The organism is Parahoeflea olei, from assembly GCF_001703635.1.
Classification (GTDB): Bacteria; Pseudomonadota; Alphaproteobacteria; order Rhizobiales; family Rhizobiaceae; genus Hoeflea; species Hoeflea olei.
Genome location: NZ_LQZT01000020.1, coordinates 12,484 through 29,933 on the forward strand (window position 1 = coordinate 12,484; position 17,450 = coordinate 29,933).

The 17,450-nt window shown below is 64.8% G+C and carries 16 protein-coding genes; 6 read left to right on the forward strand and 10 right to left on the reverse strand.

Annotated features, from left to right (window positions below; translation table 11 throughout):
• Positions 1-12: 12 nt before the first annotated feature.
• From AWJ14_RS12750 to AWJ14_RS12760, 3 genes are all read right to left on the reverse strand, one after another.
• Complete coding sequence (locus AWJ14_RS12750) at positions 13-426, reverse strand: ketosteroid isomerase-related protein (RefSeq protein WP_066179617.1); 414 nt, start codon at positions 424-426, stop codon at positions 13-15.
• A gap of 84 nt (positions 427-510) precedes the next feature.
• Positions 511-1,302 (reverse strand): DUF930 domain-containing protein, encoded by a 792-nt coding sequence (locus tag AWJ14_RS12755; RefSeq protein ID WP_139112636.1) that lies wholly within the window; start codon positions 1,300-1,302, stop codon positions 511-513.
• A gap of 127 nt (positions 1,303-1,429) precedes the next feature.
• On the reverse strand, positions 1,430-2,560 hold the full coding sequence (locus AWJ14_RS12760; RefSeq protein WP_066179625.1) for a DUF930 domain-containing protein: 1,131 nt from the start codon (positions 2,558-2,560) through the stop codon (positions 1,430-1,432).
• A gap of 156 nt (positions 2,561-2,716) precedes the next feature.
• Between AWJ14_RS12760 and AWJ14_RS12765 the strand changes: the two genes are divergently transcribed.
• Positions 2,717-3,391 (forward strand): SDR family oxidoreductase, encoded by a 675-nt coding sequence (locus AWJ14_RS12765; RefSeq protein ID WP_066179627.1) that lies wholly within the window; start codon positions 2,717-2,719, stop codon positions 3,389-3,391.
• 81 nt (positions 3,392-3,472) lie between these two features.
• Positions 3,473-4,117, forward strand: coding sequence for a glutathione S-transferase family protein (locus AWJ14_RS12770; RefSeq protein WP_210183539.1), 645 nt, complete (start codon positions 3,473-3,475; stop codon positions 4,115-4,117).
• Between the two features lie 28 nt (positions 4,118-4,145).
• On the opposite strand, the gene AWJ14_RS12775 is transcribed toward AWJ14_RS12770, so the two are convergent.
• From AWJ14_RS12775 to dnaG, 4 genes are all read right to left on the reverse strand, one after another.
• Positions 4,146-4,427 carry a DUF2442 domain-containing protein gene (locus AWJ14_RS12775; RefSeq protein ID WP_066179633.1) on the reverse strand — a complete coding sequence of 94 codons (282 nt, stop codon included), beginning with the start codon at positions 4,425-4,427 and terminating at the stop codon, positions 4,146-4,148.
• Between the two features lie 18 nt (positions 4,428-4,445).
• On the reverse strand, positions 4,446-5,879 hold the full coding sequence (locus AWJ14_RS12780; protein WP_066179637.1) for a hypothetical protein: 1,434 nt from the start codon (positions 5,877-5,879) through the stop codon (positions 4,446-4,448).
• A 187-nt stretch (positions 5,880-6,066) separates the two neighbouring features.
• On the reverse strand, positions 6,067-8,118 hold the full coding sequence (gene rpoD / locus AWJ14_RS12785) for an RNA polymerase sigma factor RpoD (protein WP_066179640.1): 2,052 nt from the start codon (positions 8,116-8,118) through the stop codon (positions 6,067-6,069).
• Between the two features lie 427 nt (positions 8,119-8,545).
• Positions 8,546-10,525 (reverse strand): DNA primase, encoded by a 1,980-nt coding sequence (gene dnaG / locus AWJ14_RS12790; RefSeq protein ID WP_066179643.1) that lies wholly within the window; start codon positions 10,523-10,525, stop codon positions 8,546-8,548.
• A 394-nt stretch (positions 10,526-10,919) separates the two neighbouring features.
• Here dnaG and AWJ14_RS12795 point away from each other — a divergent pair, with 394 nt between their 5' ends.
• Positions 10,920-12,707 (forward strand): putative bifunctional diguanylate cyclase/phosphodiesterase, encoded by a 1,788-nt coding sequence (locus AWJ14_RS12795; protein WP_066179647.1) that lies wholly within the window; start codon positions 10,920-10,922, stop codon positions 12,705-12,707.
• Here AWJ14_RS12795 and AWJ14_RS12800 read toward each other — a convergent pair.
• Together AWJ14_RS12800 and AWJ14_RS12805 are read right to left on the reverse strand one after the other, a co-directional pair.
• Positions 12,700-13,443, reverse strand: a complete 744-nt coding sequence (locus AWJ14_RS12800) for a helix-turn-helix transcriptional regulator (protein WP_066179649.1) — start codon at positions 13,441-13,443, stop codon at positions 12,700-12,702. The genes AWJ14_RS12795 and AWJ14_RS12800 overlap by 8 nt on opposite strands.
• A gap of 300 nt (positions 13,444-13,743) precedes the next feature.
• Entirely contained in the window at positions 13,744-14,193 is a 450-nt protein-coding gene (locus AWJ14_RS12805) for a GatB/YqeY domain-containing protein (RefSeq protein ID WP_139112639.1), read from the reverse strand.
• A 305-nt stretch (positions 14,194-14,498) separates the two neighbouring features.
• Here AWJ14_RS12805 and carA point away from each other — a divergent pair, with 305 nt between their 5' ends.
• The 3 genes from carA to AWJ14_RS12820 all read left to right on the forward strand — a co-directional run bounded on the left by carA (position 14,499) and on the right by AWJ14_RS12820 (position 16,648).
• Positions 14,499-15,695 (forward strand): glutamine-hydrolyzing carbamoyl-phosphate synthase small subunit, encoded by a 1,197-nt coding sequence (carA, locus tag AWJ14_RS12810; RefSeq protein ID WP_066179655.1) that lies wholly within the window; start codon positions 14,499-14,501, stop codon positions 15,693-15,695.
• Positions 15,696-15,767: 72 nt separating this feature from the next.
• Positions 15,768-16,181 (forward strand): VOC family protein, encoded by a 414-nt coding sequence (locus AWJ14_RS12815; protein ID WP_066179661.1) that lies wholly within the window; start codon positions 15,768-15,770, stop codon positions 16,179-16,181.
• 110 nt (positions 16,182-16,291) lie between these two features.
• On the forward strand, positions 16,292-16,648 hold the full coding sequence (locus AWJ14_RS12820) for a YigZ family protein (RefSeq protein ID WP_066179664.1): 357 nt from the start codon (positions 16,292-16,294) through the stop codon (positions 16,646-16,648).
• A gap of 306 nt (positions 16,649-16,954) precedes the next feature.
• Here the strand turns inward: AWJ14_RS12820 and AWJ14_RS22430 are convergent.
• A partial coding sequence (locus AWJ14_RS22430) for a DUF3800 domain-containing protein (protein ID WP_171904876.1) occupies positions 16,955-17,450 on the reverse strand: 496 nt, incomplete at its 5' end.

Here is a 17,450-nt window from a genome sequence, read left to right on the forward strand (position 1 = left end):
ACGCGTCAAGCCTCAGCCAGCTTTGACCTGGGCGATCCAGTCATTCAGGTTGTAGCTGGTCGACACCCGGCTGATCAGCCCGTCGTCGATTTCGAAGAAGATCCCGGCGGGCAGCGAATAGCGCTGGCCGGTGGCTTCGGGCAGCCCCTCGTCGGTGGCAAGATAGCTTCCGCGCACGGTGAATTCGGCCGCGGCGCGGTTACCGCCGTCATCGACCATGATGGCGATGTCGCCCAGTTCCTCGTCATAGTGCCGGCTCATCTTGGCGTTGAACCAGCGGAACTTCTCCTTGCCGATCTCACGGCCGCCCTGGTTGACGTCGTGGATCACGTCGTCGCTCAGGCAGGCGAGCATGGCGTCGAAATCCTTGGCGTTGAAGGCATCGAGATAGCGGCGGATCAGGGCGGTGGCGTCGTCGCGGGTCATGGCAGTCTCCAGGCTCAGCATGTGGGTGGCCCGACAGGTGCCACAGGCAGGCAGCGGGTGGCAAGGGGCAATCCCCCGCCCCCCTCAGTCCACCGGATCGTCCGCGGTCAGAAAGTGCGCCTCCCATTCGCTTTCGGGGATCGGATCGCCGAGCGCGAAGTCGAAGGCGCGGACAGCCGTGAGGTCGGGCGAGACCTCGCAGGAAAAGCCGATCCGGAACCAGTGCCGGTCGCTGCGGATCGCGCCGCCCTCGGCGCGGAGCGTCAGGCCTTCGAGATCGGCATCCCCCATCGCATAGGCGATCAGCAGATCCGGATGCAGCTCCGGCCTGTGGACATGCACCTGCTCCATGGCTTCGACATTGCACAGCTGGATGATGCGGTCCTCCGGCACCAGGCGGCTGAGTTCCTTGAGCGCCTCCCGGCTCCGCGGATCGGCAAGGATACCCGCCGAGTAAAGTTTGTCCGCCTTGATGCGCGGTGCAGGCTCTGGTGGCTGCGGGACAGCGGGCGCTTTTGCGGCCGAATCTTGAGAGTCTTCCCCGGTCTCTGCCGGCACGGGCAGCGGTGCCGGGGCGTGTGCTTCATCGCCGGCGGCGGGCGCCGTGGTCGTGTCGCGGGCGGGGTCGCCCGCAAGGGGCGCGCCGGTGCCGGGAGGTGCTGGGGGCACGGCCGTCGCATCCGGTGTCGGCGGCGGCAACGTGACGATGGCGACCGGAATGCCCCGGTCCGGCGCGGTGACCGGAAGCGATGGCGGCGCGATCAACCAAAGCGCCGCGCCCAGCACGGCCAGATGCAGCGCAGCCGAGAGCAGCAGCTGCCGCCACAGCGGGGCCCGGCGCGGGAACCGGCGGCGCGCCGGGTCCGGCATTGGCATCGCACCGGCTCCCCTCACATTCACCGTCCCTGACGCCCGTCTTTAAAACTCACGATGATAGACGCGAGTGTGGTTTTGCTGTGGCCATTCCCGGCCGCAGGCAAAATCGCCGCAGCGCCGGCGCACCTCAGAAATCCGGGAAACCGCGCGCCCGCCACTCGTCGCGCGGGATCGGCTGGCCGACCCGGTGGGCGAAGCTCAACACCTGCAGGGCGTCATCGTCGACCGTGCAGCGGAAGCTCAGATCGTACCAGGCGCCGTCGGCGCGGAAAGCGGCATTGTCGACCGCAAGCACATTGCCCTGGCGCAACTGGTAGGTCGGCAGCAGTTCGAGCCCATAGGGCGGCGTGGCATTGCGCAACTGCTGCTGCAGCTCGGAGGCGCAGAGCTGGCTTGCGCGCATCTCGCGCGGCAGGCTGCCCATCGCCACCATCGCCGCGCGGTCCTGCGTGAGATTGGGCGAGAACAGCTCGCCCGCCTCCGCGAGCCCGGTGTCCCCGGACGGGGCCGCGTCCGGCGCCGGGGCCTGAGCGTCGGGCGCCGCGTTCGTGTCCTCGGGCGCGTCAGGCCCGGGCGAAGTCTCCGGCAGAGCTGCCGGCGCGGGGTCCGCCCCGGGCTCCGGTTCCCCGCCCAGGGAGAGATCGGCCTCCGGCAGGGCAAGCTCCGGGAGCGCGAGCGAGGGCACAGGCGCTTCGCTGGGCACGTCTTCCGCGGAGCGCGTTTCCGGCTCTTGGCTCTCCGGCTGCTCCGGCACTGCCTCGACGGGCAGGGGCGCTTCCGGATCGGCCGCGTCCTTCGGCGTCTCGGTGGCGGCAGGCTCCTCGGCGCTGTCGCCATCGGGGGAGAGCTTCGGGCCGGAATCCTCCTCGCCGAACCGCAGCACAGGCCGCAGCACCGGGATCGGCACGGACTCCGGCGCAGGCGCCTCGGCCTGAGGCGCGGGCGGAGGGGCTTCAGCTTCGGGCGCCGGCGGGGTGGTTTCCGGTTCAGGCGCAGGCGGCTCGGGCGCAGGCGGCTCCGGGGCAGCCTCCAGTTCGGGCGGGGGTTCGGGAGCAGCTTCCGGTTCGGGCGGCGTCGCCTGCTCCGGCTCCGGCGGTTCGACCAGCGTGACCTCGACCACCTGCTCCTCAGGCTCGGGCTCCGCTTCGGGCGCAGGCAGGGAGACGAGCAGCGCGCCCAGCACCAGCGCATGCAGCGCCAGCGACAGGATCACGCCCCCGCCCAAGGAATCGAGCTTCGGTTTGCTGAGCCGCTTCATGGCGCGATCCATAGCAGAAAATCGGGCGCGACAAGGGCCGCGGCGCCTTGGCCCCGCGGATTTTTCCGCGTGCCTCGCCGGACAGGCGCGGGGCGCGATGGAACGCTGTCGCCATCGGGGCGTTGGCAGGGCACCACCGATAGACAAGGAGCCCCCATGACCGACAAGACCCTCTTCATCACCGGCGCCTCGAGCGGCATCGGCGCCGCCACCGCCCGCGCGGCCCATGCAGCCGGCTGGAATGTCGGCCTGTTCGCCCGTTCCGAGGACAAACTCGAGGCGCTGGCAAAGGAACTCGGCGACCGCGCGCTGGCGCTGCCGGGCGATGCCGCAAGCCTTGAGGACCAGACCCGGGCGTTGGGCAGGCTCGCCGACGCCTTCGGCGGCGTCGATGCGGCCTATGCGAATGCTGGAATGGGGCTCAAGGCGGCCGGCACCGAGAACGGCGACCCCGAGGAATGGGCCAAGCTGATCGACGTCAATATCAAGGGGCTGCTCTACACCGCCAAGGCCGCGATCCCGCATCTCAAGCCGCGCAAGGGCCACATCGTGCTCACGGGATCGGCCGCCGGCCGCACCCATATCGCGGGCTCGATCTACGGCGCCTCGAAATGGTTCGTGCACGGCTATGCCGGCAACCTGGCCGATGAGATGCGCGACTGGGGCGGCCGCTGCACCGTGGTGGCGCCCGGCATGGTCAACACCGCCTTTTTCGACGAGGCAAAGCCCGACAAGCTGCAGCCCGAGGACGTGGCCCGCGCGGTGGTCTTCGCGCTCGAGGCCGATCCCCGCGCCACGGTGCGCGAGGTGTTCCTGATGCCGTCCGACTGAGTCTGGCGCCGACCCATGCGGCCTCCTCACCCGCGCGCCGCTTTTGCCCTTGCCCGCATGCCCGCGCACAGCGATGCTGGCATGAGGATCACCGGTTCAGGGGGACGCGACATGGCGGATTACGGGCTTTACTGGCGCAAGGGCTCGGGCTCGATGGTGGTCGAGGCGGCGTTGCGGCTGATCGGCGTCGGTTTCGACAGGCACGAGGTGCCTGACACCTTCGCCGCCGAGTTCACGGCGATCAATCCCGCCGCCAAGGTGCCGGTGCTGGTGCTGCCCACGGGACAGGTGATCGCCGAGAGCGCGGCGATCCTGCTCGCGCTTGACGACGCCTTTCCCGAGGCGCGGCTGTTGCCGCCGCAGGCCACGCCCGCCCGCAACGCCGCGGTGCAGTGGCTCGTCTTCATGACCGCCAATATCTATCCGGCCATGCTCCGCTTCTACTATCCCGAACGCCACACCGCCGACGCCGCGCCCGAAGCAATCGACGCCGTCAGGCGCAAGGCCGCCGCCGACATGACCCGCGATTTCGCCCAGCTCGCCGCCGCGATCGCAGGTCCGTTCCTCGTCGGCGAACGCATGACCATCACCGACGTCTACGCCGCCATGCTCGCCGACTGGCACGAACCCGCCAGGGCGATGCCCGATTACGCGGAACTGACCGCGGCGCTGCTGAAACACCCCGCCGTGGCCGAGGCCTGGGCGAGCCACGGGTTCGGGACGTAGGGCCCGACCAGCCGGCGCGCCCTCCTTCTTACGCCGCAGGCTTTCTCAACAGCCCACGGTCGCGCATGTCGATGTAAAGCGCGATGGCGTCGAGATCGAACCCGTGCGGCCATGCAGGCGCGCCGAGTTCGACGAAGACTTGCGCGAAGACTGCGGGATCGCGCAAGGGCTCGACCATGGGGCCGCCCGTCTCGATCATCTTCGCAAGCGATATCTCGCCGATCTCGCCGGTCGAAAACGTGAGCGACAGCACCTGCCCCTCACGCGGCCTGGCGCTAATGACATCAACGAGTGGAAAGCTATCGGTCATTGTCCGCTCCGTCCCGCCTTAATCCTGCGGCTCGTCCTGGGCCTCTTCCAGAACCTCTTTCAACTTGTCACCCACGGTGCCGGGCTTCGCATGCCTGACGACAAGTTGACCGAAAAAGGCACCAGCACCGAAACCCATGGGGCCGGCGACCAAAGCGCCAACCGTCCCGCAACCTAGAATGATGCCGACCGGCAAAGTTGTATCGGCGACATTGTCTGCAGCGCAGTAATCTTCCAATCCTGCCAATATACGCGCCTTATACTTCACCAACCAGGTTGCAGCTTCTGCAGCATCCTCTTTCGAAACACCTTTGTCAGCCGATTCCGGCACCAAACCCGCCAGTTCGCTGAGACTTGCTTCCAGCCCGTCTAGGAAAGCAATCAGTTCCGCTCTGAAGTCTGGGGCGAGTTGATTGTCCCCGCGAACGCGCTCCCGAAATTCGGCGATCTGCTGCTGGAGGGATGCAAGCGAAAATAGCAAAGGCTCACGGTTATCTGACAGAGCCTTGCCGACGGCTTGAGCCGAGACCTGATGGGAGCGGCCGATGCTATTGGCTTTGACATGACGGTTCCTGTCTTGCCTGGAATCAAGGTGTGCCTCCGGCGGCGCCCAATCCACGATCTCCGCAATCGCCGCCAGCACCTCTTCCGGCTCGCGCTCCCAGAATTCCTTCGGCTGCATGGCGATTACCGTGTCTGCCTTTTCCCCCCAAAGAGTGCGGGGTTGTGCACTCCGACTATGCGGTGAAATCGCTAGATACCAAGCGATGATCATCTCCCAAGCACTACTTTTCACCCAGTCGATCTCTGAGAAGTGGTCGAAGGCTTCTCGCGCAAACAGGGGCCAATAATTTCCAGGGCGCTTCTTGTCTGCCGTCGGCTCAAGCCACAACAGTTTGGCCATAAGATCCGACGGAGCATTGCAACCCTTCTCGTTTCCCTGCAGAAACTTCGCATCGGTGTTTACCGCAGCCCATACGGCAGATTCCGCACTGGCGGCAGCGGCGGCAGAGGTCAAAGCGGCAGTGGTCGCGGCAGCGGCGGCTGTGTTGGAGGCCGCAGTGGCCGCAGCTTTGGCGGCTCTTGCCGCTGTGGTGGTTGTAGTGGCCAAGGCAGAAGCTCTGGCAACCTTGGCGATCGCTATGTAAGTGATGTCTCCAATAGCAGTGGCACTGAGCGCATTGGCGGCAGCAGACGCTAAAGACTCCATACGATAGTCTGGATATTTGGACGCGGCCCATGAAATGAAGGTCGCCCGCCAGCTCATTAGAATTAAGGACTGCTTGCCAGCCATCGGCAATCGACGTTCAGCAAACGTTGCAACCTCGAACACCAACGGAAATGCGCGCAGCGCGGAACGCGCGGCGATTGCCTGCGCCCAATCAGCAGGCTTCTCACGGAGCCAGCTTTCAAGGCCTTCGCGCTCTTCAAACTCTGGCACCCCAGTGGCCATGCAGCCTCCCAATTTGGCTCAACTACACGCCAAAGCTGAAATCCGTGCAACAAAAAACCCGACGCAACGGCCGGGTTCTTGTGTTGGGGCTTCCCCCTCACTTGCGATTTCTAACGTTTAGCCGACCCGACGGGCCGGCTAAGCCGTTGAAATCGCTTTCTCTCCCTCCAAGGGAGAGAGGGATCCATCAGCTATCCAGGAAGCTCCTGAGCTTCCGCGAGCGGCTCGGGTGCTTCAGCTTTCTGAGTGCCTTGGCTTCGATCTGGCGGATTCGTTCGCGGGTGACCGAGAACTGCTGGCCGACTTCCTCGAGCGTGTGGTCGGTGTTCATGCCGATGCCAAAGCGCATGCGCAGCACGCGTTCCTCGCGAGGCGTGAGCGAGGCGAGCACGCGGGTGGTGGTTTCACGCAGGTTCGCCTGGATCGCCGCGTCGATCGGCAGCACCGCGTTCTTGTCCTCGATGAAATCGCCGAGGTGCGAATCCTCCTCGTCGCCCACGGGGGTTTCGAGCGAGATCGGCTCCTTGGCGATCTTCAGCACCTTGCGCACCTTCTCGAGCGGCATGGCGAGCTTTTCGGCGAGCTCTTCCGGGGTCGGCTCGCGGCCGATCTCGTGAAGCATCTGCCGGCTCGTGCGCACGATCTTGTTGATCGTCTCGATCATGTGCACCGGAATGCGGATGGTGCGGGCCTGGTCGGCGATCGAGCGGGTGATCGCCTGCCTTATCCACCAGGTGGCATAGGTCGAGAACTTGTAGCCGCGGCGGTACTCGAACTTGTCCACCGCCTTCATCAGGCCGATATTGCCTTCCTGGATCAGGTCCAGGAACTGCAGGCCGCGGTTGGTGTATTTCTTGGCGATCGAGATCACCAGGCGCAGGTTGGCCTCGACCATTTCCTTCTTGGCGATACGGGATTCGCGCTCGCCCTTCTGCACCATCTGCACGATGCGGCGGAACTCGGAAATCGAGATCCCGGTTTCGGTGGCGAGGAACTGGATCTCGGCGCGGATGTCACGGATCGCGTTGGTTTCGGACTTGGCGAATTCCTTCCAGCCCTTGGCCGACAGGTTGGCGATCGACTTCATCCAGTTCGGGTCGAGTTCGGCGCCCGAATACTGCACCAGGAAGTCGTCGCGCTTCACGCCATAGCTTTCGGCGAGCCTGAGCAACCGCCCCTCGTTCTGCACAAGGCGCTTGTTGATGTCGTAGAGCTGCTCGACCAGGCTGTCGATGCGGTTCTGGTTGAGCGACAGCGATTTCACCGCGGTGATCAGCTGGTCCTTGAGCTCCTTGTAGCGGCGCTCCTGCGCCGGCGACAGCGTGCCGGTGGCGGCCAGGCGCGCTTCCACCTGCTGGTCCTGCAGCTTGCGGAGCTTCTTGTAGGTCTCGGCGATCAGGTCGAGGGTTTCCATCACCTGCGGGCGGAGTTCGGCCTCCATCGCCGCGAGCGAGAGATTGTTCTCGTCGTCGTCCTCGTCCTCTTCCTCGAAGGTCTGGCCCTCGCCGCCGACATTGGTGACGTCGTCGGAAGCGGCCTTCTCGGCGCGGACCTTTTCCTTTTCCTCGGCCACCTTGCGGTCGGCCTCGATCTTTTCGGGGCTCTGGAACTGCGGCGCAGCCTTGGCCTCGGGACCGGAATAGGTGGTTTCGAGATCGATGATCTCGCGCAAGAGCGTGGCGCCCTCGTTCAATTCCTCGCGCCAGATGATGATCGCCTGGAAGGTGAGCGGGCTTTCGCACAGCCCGGCGATCATGGTCTCGCGGCCGGCCTCGATGCGCTTGGCAATGGCGATTTCGCCCTCGCGCGACAGAAGCTCGACCGAGCCCATCTCGCGCAGATACATCCGGACGGGGTCGTCGGTGCGGTCGGTCGGTTCCTTTTTCTTGGTGGTGGCGACGGCCGAGCCGGTGGCGGTGGTGATTTCCCCGCCTTCGCTCGCATCATCGCCTTCGGAATCGTCGTCGACGTCCTTGTCCTCGCCGGCCTCGTCTTCCTCGACCACATTGATGCCCATATCCGAGAGCATGGCGAGGATGTCCTCGATCTGCTCGGAGGTGACTTCCTCCGAGGGCAGCACGGCGTTGAGCTCGTCCATGGTCACGTAACCCCGTTTTTTCGAGGTCTTGATCATCTTCTTGACAGCGTCGTCCGAAAGATCGAGCAACGGCCCATCCGGACCGCTGGCGTCGCGTTCGTTCTCGGTATCGTCGGCTGCTTCTTTTACCTTGCTTGCCATGGGCAGTCACTTTCCCCGGATTTCATTCGGTTGACATGTGCTCGGCGCCAGATACTGGCGCGTGACGCCCGCCCATGAGGCAGACGGCTTTGGCGAATCACCCGGCTTGTTGTGGCGTATGTTTGCCTAATTCCCTGTTAACCACGCTGGCCATGTCGTCTCGCGGCGTTTCCATTTGCGAAAAATCCGCGCAGACGGCGCCCGCCCCCGAGCCACCTGGTCGCGCATGTTTGTTATCAACAGGTGATTCCCACAAAAAACCTATCCGTCAAGGCTTAACGGGCAAAATCCGCGCTGATCCGGCAAATAGCGCGCCTCGCCCGTATGGTCGGTTCCTCTGCATAATGCCCCTATGTAGGGGGCGCGGCAGGTTTCACAAGGCCCCGCGCACTGATTCACCGCCACAACCCGCCACGCGGGCGCGCTTCTAGCCGGTGCTGCCGCGCCCGCCCTTGATTCGGCCGGACAGGACTCCGAAGCCGTCGATGATGGCCTCCTGGTTTTCGAGCCGGGCGACTTCGAGCTGAACCTCGCGCAGCGCCAGGATCAGGCCGGGGATGGCTTCGCCGTCGCCGGCCTCGGTGGCCTCGGCGATGTCGCGTTCGAGCTCCGCCCTTTGCCATTTGAGCGCACGGGTGCGCTTGTGCAGCGCCAGCGCCTGCTGATAGCCCTCGCGCGCATCCTCGGCCGCAGCCGCTTCGGTCGCCGTCCAGATGCGCGAATTGCGAATCTGGCTTTCGAGCCGGGCGATGAAATCCCCCTGCCCGTCCGCCTGCAGCGCCTCGACCAGCCGCTCCCGGTCGAGCCGGCCGCCGGCCGAGGCGGCATCGAGCATCACCTGCATCACCCGCATCAACTGCTTGTCGTCGAATTCGAGGGCCGCAAGCTCATCGAATTCGTCATGCAGCATCTGCGGATGGTTGACGATGGTCATCACCAGCACCGTTTCGCGCAGCGAAGGCAGTTCGCCGTGGCCGCGCACCAGGCCTGAGCGCGCCAGCCGCTCCGACACCGCCACCGCCTGGCTCGCGCCCCCGGTGGGACGCGCGCCGCCACGCCCGCCCTCGCCGTCCTGGCGGAAATTGCCGCGCCCCGGCTTGCCCGCGCCCCGCGCCTGGAAGCCGGTGCCGAAATAGGCCTGCATCCGGTCGCGCATGTCCTGCTGGTAGTGCCGGCGCAGGCTCTCGTCGGCGATCAGCGAAGTCGCCTGCCTGAGCCGCACCTCGAGTTCGGCGCGGCTTTCGGGCGTTTCGAACACGCCGCCGCCCACTTCGCGCGACCAGACCATGTCGGCGAGCGGCCGCGCCGCCGCGATCAGCTGATCGAACGGCTCGCGCCCGTCCTGGCGCACCAGGTCGTCGGGGTCCTTGCCCGGCGGCAGCACCGCGATGCGGAGCGTCCGGCCGGGACCGATCAGCGGCAAGGCGAGGTCGACCGTGCGGTTGGCGGCGCGCTGGCCCGCCTCGTCGCCGTCGAAACACAGGACCGGCTGCGGCGTCACCCGCCAGGCAAGCTTGAGCTGGTTCTCGGTGAGTGCCGTGCCGAGCGGCGCGATCGCGGTGTCGATGCCCGCTTGCGCGAGCGCGATCACGTCCATGTAGCCCTCGACCACGATCAGCGTGCCGTCCTGGCCGCAGGCCCGGCGGGCGCGGGCGAAATTGTAGAGCACATTGCCCTTGTGGAAGAGCTCGGTCTCATTGGAATTGAGGTATTTCGCCGGCACCCCCGGCGCCAGCGCCCGTCCGCCGAAGGCGATCACCCGTTCGCGCGACGACAGGATCGGGAACATCACGCGGTCGCGGAACCGGTCGTAGGAGACCGGAATCTCCGGCCCGTGCACCACCAGCCCGCAGGCCTCGATCTGCTCCTTGTCGACACCGTGCGCAGCCAGGTGCTCCTTGAGCGCGCTGCGGCTGTCGGGGCTGTAGCCGAGCCGGAAGGCGGCGATGGTGCGGGCCGACAGCCCGCGGTCGCGCAGATAGGCCCGCGCCTTGGCGCCGCGCGCGCCCTGCAGCTCGGCCTCGAAGAACGAGGCCGCCATTTCCATCACGTCCTCAAGGCTCGCCCGTTTGCGCTCCCGCTTTTCGGCCACCGGATCGGGCGCGGGCAGCGCCACGCCGGCCATGTCCGCCACGCGCTGCACGGCCTCCGGAAAGCTCAGGCTCTCGAGTTCGGTCAGGAACCGGAAATGATCGCCGGACACGCCGCAGCCGAAGCAGTGATAGCGCCCCTTGCGGTCCTCGCAGTGAAAGCTCGGGGATTTTTCGCCATGGAACGGGCAACAGGCCCACCAGTCGCCGCGCGAGGTGTTGGTCTTCTTGCGATCCCAGGTCACGTGACGGCCGATCACGTCCGAGATCGGAACCCGGTCGCGAATTTCGTCAAGAAAGGACGGGGAAAACCGCAAGTTCGGCGCGCCTCCGGCTGAGCTGGCAATCTGGTTGAAGATGGCGCCTATATAGGCATGGGGATGGCATCAGGCAAAGGCCAAAGGCGCCCCGTTCTGATCCCGGCCGCCCAGGCTCCGGACATACCCGCATCGGCTCCGCTCATGCAAGACCCGTGCGGGCTCGCCACTGGCGGGAAGCCGTCCGGCATGGGCCTCGCCGGCATGTTACAGCCCCATAAGATTTTATGTATTAGCGACACATGATTTTAAGGTGCGCGCGATATCAATTGGCTCGACGCGATATGTCCGAGACGCCTCGGCCGGTTGCGATCTCGCGCGCAGACGCATGCGATCAATCTTGACAGCCGAATGCAGATCGCCCCCGACCGGTCCGCCTTCCGGAACGGTAGACATGAACGACCAAACCCCTCCTGCCTATAGCCGCATCACTTCGATCCGCGGCCAGCTTGCACTTGTTTTCATGATTCTCGCGGCGCTGAGCGTCGCCGTGCTCGTCGAACCGCTGGTCCACCGGCACGGCCCTTTCGCCATGACCCTGCATCTGATCCTGACGGTGGCCGGCGTGCTGGCCGCAATGCTGCTGATCACCGCCATAGCCCGAAGGATGGTTCAGCCAATCCGGGAACTCACGGTCTTGGCGCAGCGCATCCAGAAGGGCGATCTCGACGTCGATATTCCGGTGGCCTCCGGTTCCGAGATCGGCATCCTGTCCGCCAGCCTCAAGCGAACCGTCGAGCAGCTGCGCATCTCCACCGCCGAAATCCGCCAGATCGCCAATCACGACCTGATCACCGGCCTGCCCAATCGCTACCGGCTCCAGACCCTGCTCGAACGGCAGGTCGGGATCCGCGATGCGAACGGAGCCACGGCCCATGGGAGCGTGTTCTTCATCGACATTCTGGACCTGCGCAGGGTGAGCGACCACCTCGGCCACCCCTGGGCCGACAAGGTGCTGACCAACATTGCCCACTGCCTGATCGATGCCTCGCCCTGCAAGTCACCGGAGGAGAACCTGCGCAACGCCGCCGGCAACGATGCCAGCAAGCCGGTCCTTGCCCGGTTCGGCGGCTCCGAGCTGGTGCTGGCGGTGCCGGGCCTCAGCGATCCGCAAGCGGCCATGGCTCTGGCCGAGCGGCTGCACGCGGCGGTGGCGGGCATGGACAGGCAGCGCCAGTTCCGCCCCAGGATCGCCATCGGCATCGCCCGGTATCCCGATGATTCCAACGCCGCCCTGACGGTCAAGCATTACGCTGCGATCGCCTGCACCGCGACGCGACCGCTCGGGGGCGAAAACCGCACCGCCTCGTTTCGCCCGGAGATGCTTGAGGCGATCAAGGCCCGCGAAACCATCGAGCACTACTTGCGGGCCGCCATCGTCGAGAGCGGGTTCGAGGTCTACTACCAGCCCAAGATCAGCACCAGCGACTGGGCGGTCGCGGGCGCGGAGGCACTGGTCCGCCTCAACCACCCGCAACGCGGCGTTGTCGGCCCCGGCGAATTCATCCCGGTCGCGGAACTGTCGGGTCTGATCGGTGAGATCGGCATGATCGTGCTCGACCAGGCGATCGCCCAATGCGCCGCCTGGTTCACGGCCGGCGAGCCCACCGAAGTGTCGATCAATGTGTCGATCGAGCAGCTCCGCGCGCCAGAGTTTGCCGAGATGGTGATCGCCCGGCTTGGCGCGCATGGCTGCCCGGCCCGGCTCGTCACCATCGAGATCACCGAGACGCTGGCCACCACCGACGTGGCAGGGGTGGCAAGCCAGATCGCCACGCTGCGCGCCGCGGGCGTGCGCATCGCCATCGACGATTTCGGCACCGGCTACTCCAATCTGGTGCAACTGATCGGCATGAAATTCGACATCCTGAAGATCGACCGGTCCTTCGTGGCCGGCATCGAGACCGACGGCAACACCCGCGAGGTGGCCCGCACGATCATCCAGCTCGGCAAGACCCTCGGCTGCCGCGTGGTCATGGAGGGAACGGAAACGCCGGCGCAGGTCGCGGCCGCCGTGCAACTCGGATGCGACGAAATTCAGGGCTTCTACTTCTCGAGGCCCCTGAAGCGCGAAGACTTCGACAGCTGGCGGGCACAGCGCACGCTCAATCCCGTGCACGCGCGCCAGCAGGACCTCGAACTGAGCAGCATGGGCCGCCCGGCTCCCGCACTCGCTATCTGAGCAGGCCCATGCGTATGGCATGGACCACGGCCTGGGTGCGGTTCGAGCAGCCGAGCTTCTGGGTGGCGATGGTGGCGTAGTGATTGACCGTATGCTCGGAAAGGCCGGTGATGCGGGCGATTTCCGAGCTGGTCTTGCCCTCGGCGGTCCATCGCAGGATTTCGGTCTCGCGTCCGCTGAGCACGGACTTCACCGCCGTGTCGGAGGCCGAAATCGACGTGATCCGTTCGATCAGCAGTGTCGAGAACAGCGCCAGCACCGCCAGTTCCTCCGCGCCGAGCGGCTTCCGGTCCCCCATGAAGGAGACCGCATGGCCGAGGCCCTGGCAATCGCGCACCGGGAAATAGACCCCCATCGTCAGGTCGTAGCGGCGAAACAGCCCGGTGGCGGTCTCGCTTTCCTGCTCGGGGCGGATGCGACTGATCTCGCCGACCTCGAAGACCAGTGGCGTGATCTGCTTGCGCAACCGCTCGAGAACGGGACTGTTGCGCGCCAGTTCCAGCCGGTCGTATTCCGCAATCATCTCCGGCGGCCAGCTCGAGACCACGGACATGCCGGCGATCGTCTCGCTCCCCTCCGATATCTTCGTGGGCAGCGTGATGACCATGAAACAGCGAAACCCGTAGTCCGTGCTGGTCTTGCGCAGCACCTGCATCGCATCGAAGATGGTGCGGATACCGGCGATGGGTTCAAAGGGATGGGTCCTGAGGGCCGAAACGGGGGCAATAGCGGCCATGGATCAGATACCTGACGGTTCCGGACCGGACGTGTCACCCGAATCCGTGCGGCAAGGCGAGCGCCGCCAGCAGCGCTGACGGGATCTGGTTTTTCTGGCTAAAGCCGGTCCCATGACCTGTCCTTTGCACGATCTGGAAAGCCCAGGTGGCCGAATCACGTTTCGGCCACGTCATACACTTTATGGGGGAAAATCGAAACGGCAAACGCAAGCAGTTGATGTACAAGGACTATATGCGCGCCTGTGCACTGCCGGCTGCCGGAAGGAGAGCGGACGGCCCGAAACCGCCGGGCCGCCATTCTATTGCAACAATCCCTTGACCACCCCGCTGGCCTTGGAAAAATCCATCTGGCCGGGATAGCGCTCCTTGAGCACGTTCATGCATTTGCCCATGTCGCGAAGACCGGAGGCGCCGGTTTCCGACACCACCGAGGCGCAGGCCTCGCGCACCTTCTCCTCCGGCATCTGCTCGGGCATGAACTGGCGGATGATGGCGATTTCATCCATTTCCTGCTGGGCAAGCTCCAGCCGGGCGTTCTCCTCGTAGATCGCCGTGGATTCCTCGCGCTGCTTGATCATCTTGGTCAGGATCTGCAGGATTTCGTCATCGCTGACCGGGTCCTTGCCGGCGCCGCGATTGGCGATGTCGCGATCCTTGATGGCAGCCTGAATCAGCCGCAGCGTGGACAGGCGGCGCGGATCCTTGGCGCGAATGGCATCCTTGAGGGCTTCTGTAAAGCGTTCCCGCATCATCACATTATCTCCGGCAGTTCCTGAAAGTGCCCCAAACGACCGCATATGCAGAGCGACACGATTACCTCCAGGGATACATCCTGTTCAAGCGATTTATTGGCGCCACCACGGCATGGGGCTGATTGACCACAGCCGGCTGCTTCTCTATTTACCAGCCGATGTATGACCGTTTGGAAGACGCAATCTGGCGCCTGGGCCTGCCCGGCGCCGTGCTTCAGGCCGGTTAGATGGCAATGTCGCCGCCTTACGTCAAGAGGCGCGCGGCAGCATGAAGCGGCCCCCGGGCCGTCAACGGAGTGGACATGACCCCAAGCCCATGGACGAAAACGAAGCCGACCGCCGTTCTGGTGTTCGCCGATGGCACGGTGATCGAGGGCCAGGGCATCGGCGCCACCGGCCACGCACAGGCCGAGGTCTGCTTCAACACGGCACTGACCGGTTACCAGGAGATCCTCACCGATCCCTCCTATCTCGGCCAGATCGTCACTTTCACCTTCCCCCATATCGGCAATATCGGCGCCAATGAGGAAGACATCGAGGACCTGACGCCGGCCGCGCATATCGGTGCGATCGGCGCGGTGCTGAAGGCCCCGATCACCGACCCGTCGAACTACCGCTCGACACGGCACTTCGACCAGTGGCTCAAGGCCCGCGGCATCATCGGCATGGCGGGCGTCGACACCCGGGCGCTGACCGCCTGGATCCGCGAGAACGGTGCCCCCAATGCCGTGATCGCCCATGACCCGGACGGCAATTTCGATCTCGACGCGCTCAAGCGGCTGGCGGCCGACTGGAGCGGGCTCGAGGGCCTGGACCTCGCCAAGGACGCAACCTCCGGCCAGTCGTCGGGCTGGAGCGAGGGCCCCTGGGTCTGGGACAAGGGCTTTTCTGAGAGCGGCGAACCCGCCGCCCACATCGTCGCCATCGATTACGGCGTCAAGCGCAACATTCTGAGGCTGTTCGCCGGCCTCGGCTGCAAGGTCACCGTGGTGCCGGCAACGATGAGCGCCGACGATATCCTGGCGATGTCGCCTGACGGCGTGTTCCTGTCGAACGGCCCGGGGGACCCGGCCGCGACCGGTGCCTACGCGGTGCCGGTGATCAAGCAGCTGATCGACAGCGGCCTTCCGGTGTTCGGCATCTGCCTTGGCCACCAGATGCTGGCGCTCGCGCTCGGCGGCAAGACGGTCAAGATGCACCAGGGCCACCACGGCGCCAACCACCCGGTCAAGGACTTCACCACCGGCAAGGTCGAGATCGTGTCGATGAACCACGGCTTCGCGGTCGACAGCGACAGCCTGCCCGAGGGCGTCGAACAGACCCATGTCTCGCTGTTCGATGGCACCAATTGCGGCCTGAGGCTCGTCGGCAAGCCGGTGTTCTCGGTCCAGCACCACCCCGAAGCCTCCCCCGGCCCGCAGGACAGCCACTACCTGTTCCGCCGCTTCATGAACCTGGTGCGCGAACGCCAGGGCCTCGAGGCCTTGGCCGAACGCTGAGCGCGGATCTCTGCCCGGACCCTTTGTTTTCGGCACTCCGGGTGTCGCACGCGTGATCGAGGGAGAGGTTGCATGATTGGCTACGTCAGCGTCGGCGCCAATGACCTGACAGCGGCAGAGCGGTTCTACTCCGCCGTCCTGCCGCGCCTCGGCTATGGCCTTGAAATCTCGCACGAAGGCTTGAGCTACGCGATCCCCGCCACCGGCGACGGGCCGCGACCGCCCGACTTCTACGTCAAGCCGCCCCATGACGGCAAAGCCGCCTCGAACGGCAACGGGTCCATGGTGGCGTTTGAAGTCCCCGGCCAGACATTGGTCCGCGAGCTCCATGCCGCAGCTTTGGCCGCGGGCGGGAGCACCGAAGGGTCGCCCGGCTTCCGGGCAGCCTACAGCGCGCATTTCTATGTCGGCTACCTGCGCGACCCGCAGGGCAACAAGATCGCGCTCTATTCCAGCGATCCGACCAAGCCCGGAAGGCCGGACTGATCGGCGGTCGCATGCTTGCGCCGCAAGGCGGGGCCGGAAGCGAGGCGGAGATACCAACGGATGTGGCGCAGCGCCTTGCCGACAACATGGGAGGTTTCCAGCCTTAAGCCATGCGTATTCTCGACAACGTCATCAGTGATCGCGGGTCGAAATATGCGGTCTCGGGAGGCCCCTGCGCATCCGAGGAGGAGGCCAAGGCCTTTATCAAGGCGCTGTGCCGCAAGAAGAAATTCGCCAGGGCAACCCACAACACATGGGCGCTTCTGAGTGGCGATGCTCCATTGAAGAACGATGACGGCGAGGCCGGCGCGGGCATGGTGATCTTGCGGATGCTGGAGCGGGAAGGATTGCGCGATCATATCATCGTGGTCACCCGATGGTTTGGTGGCAAGCATCTGGGCGGCGACCGCTTCCGGCACGTGCAGGAAGCGGTGCGGATTTACCTGTCCGATCTGCGCGCAAACTGAGGCAGGGTGTTGAGCGTCGATCGCGGACTGTTGCTGCATTCCTATGTCGTTGGCTTTCTGCGCTGCATTATACCCGATGCAGACATCGTCATCGTGGGTTAGCAGCTACCCACCTCCTACCTTGCATTGGCCTTTCAGTAGGGAGTGGTTGAATATTAGCCCCACCTATGCTACATACTCGGTAGGCAGAAAACTGTCGGCGACCCGTCATGCCTCGTGCAGGGCGAGCGTTGCGGTGACCCGAACCTCAAAAGGTTCGGTTGCAAGCCGCTCCTAAAAACCGCCTCTTCGGGCGGTTTTTCTGATTCAAAGCACCATAATGCCGTAGTTTCTTTGCAGCCCCAAGGCGTTCTCTTCGCCCCTGTGAATCCACATGCGTGAATAGGCTACGGCATCGGCAAGTTGCAGCAAACGCGACGCAGCCGAGTCGATCTGCACAATCGCGTCCACAGCCTTAAAGCGGCCATCATTGTCAGCCGCGTAATCGATAATCTGTCGGCACTCAGGGTCGCAGTTGTGGTGATTACGATCCAAAACAAGCTCGACGTTTCCGATCCCGCGCCCGCCCATATTGTGCAACTTGCGAAACTGGCCAACTGCGACCTTGACTGTCTCGATAACGTTGTTCGCGTATATCGCAGCCGGGGTTCCCCTTGTGACGGTGCCGAGACGATTCATCATGACCATACCTTTCGGTTTGTCAGTCTGGGAATAGCGTGCCAGAAGGCTTTGCAGATACTCTTTACTTAAAGCGTGTCGCAGCTTTTCAGATTCGGAATTCCCTGATTGATTTATTTGTGAT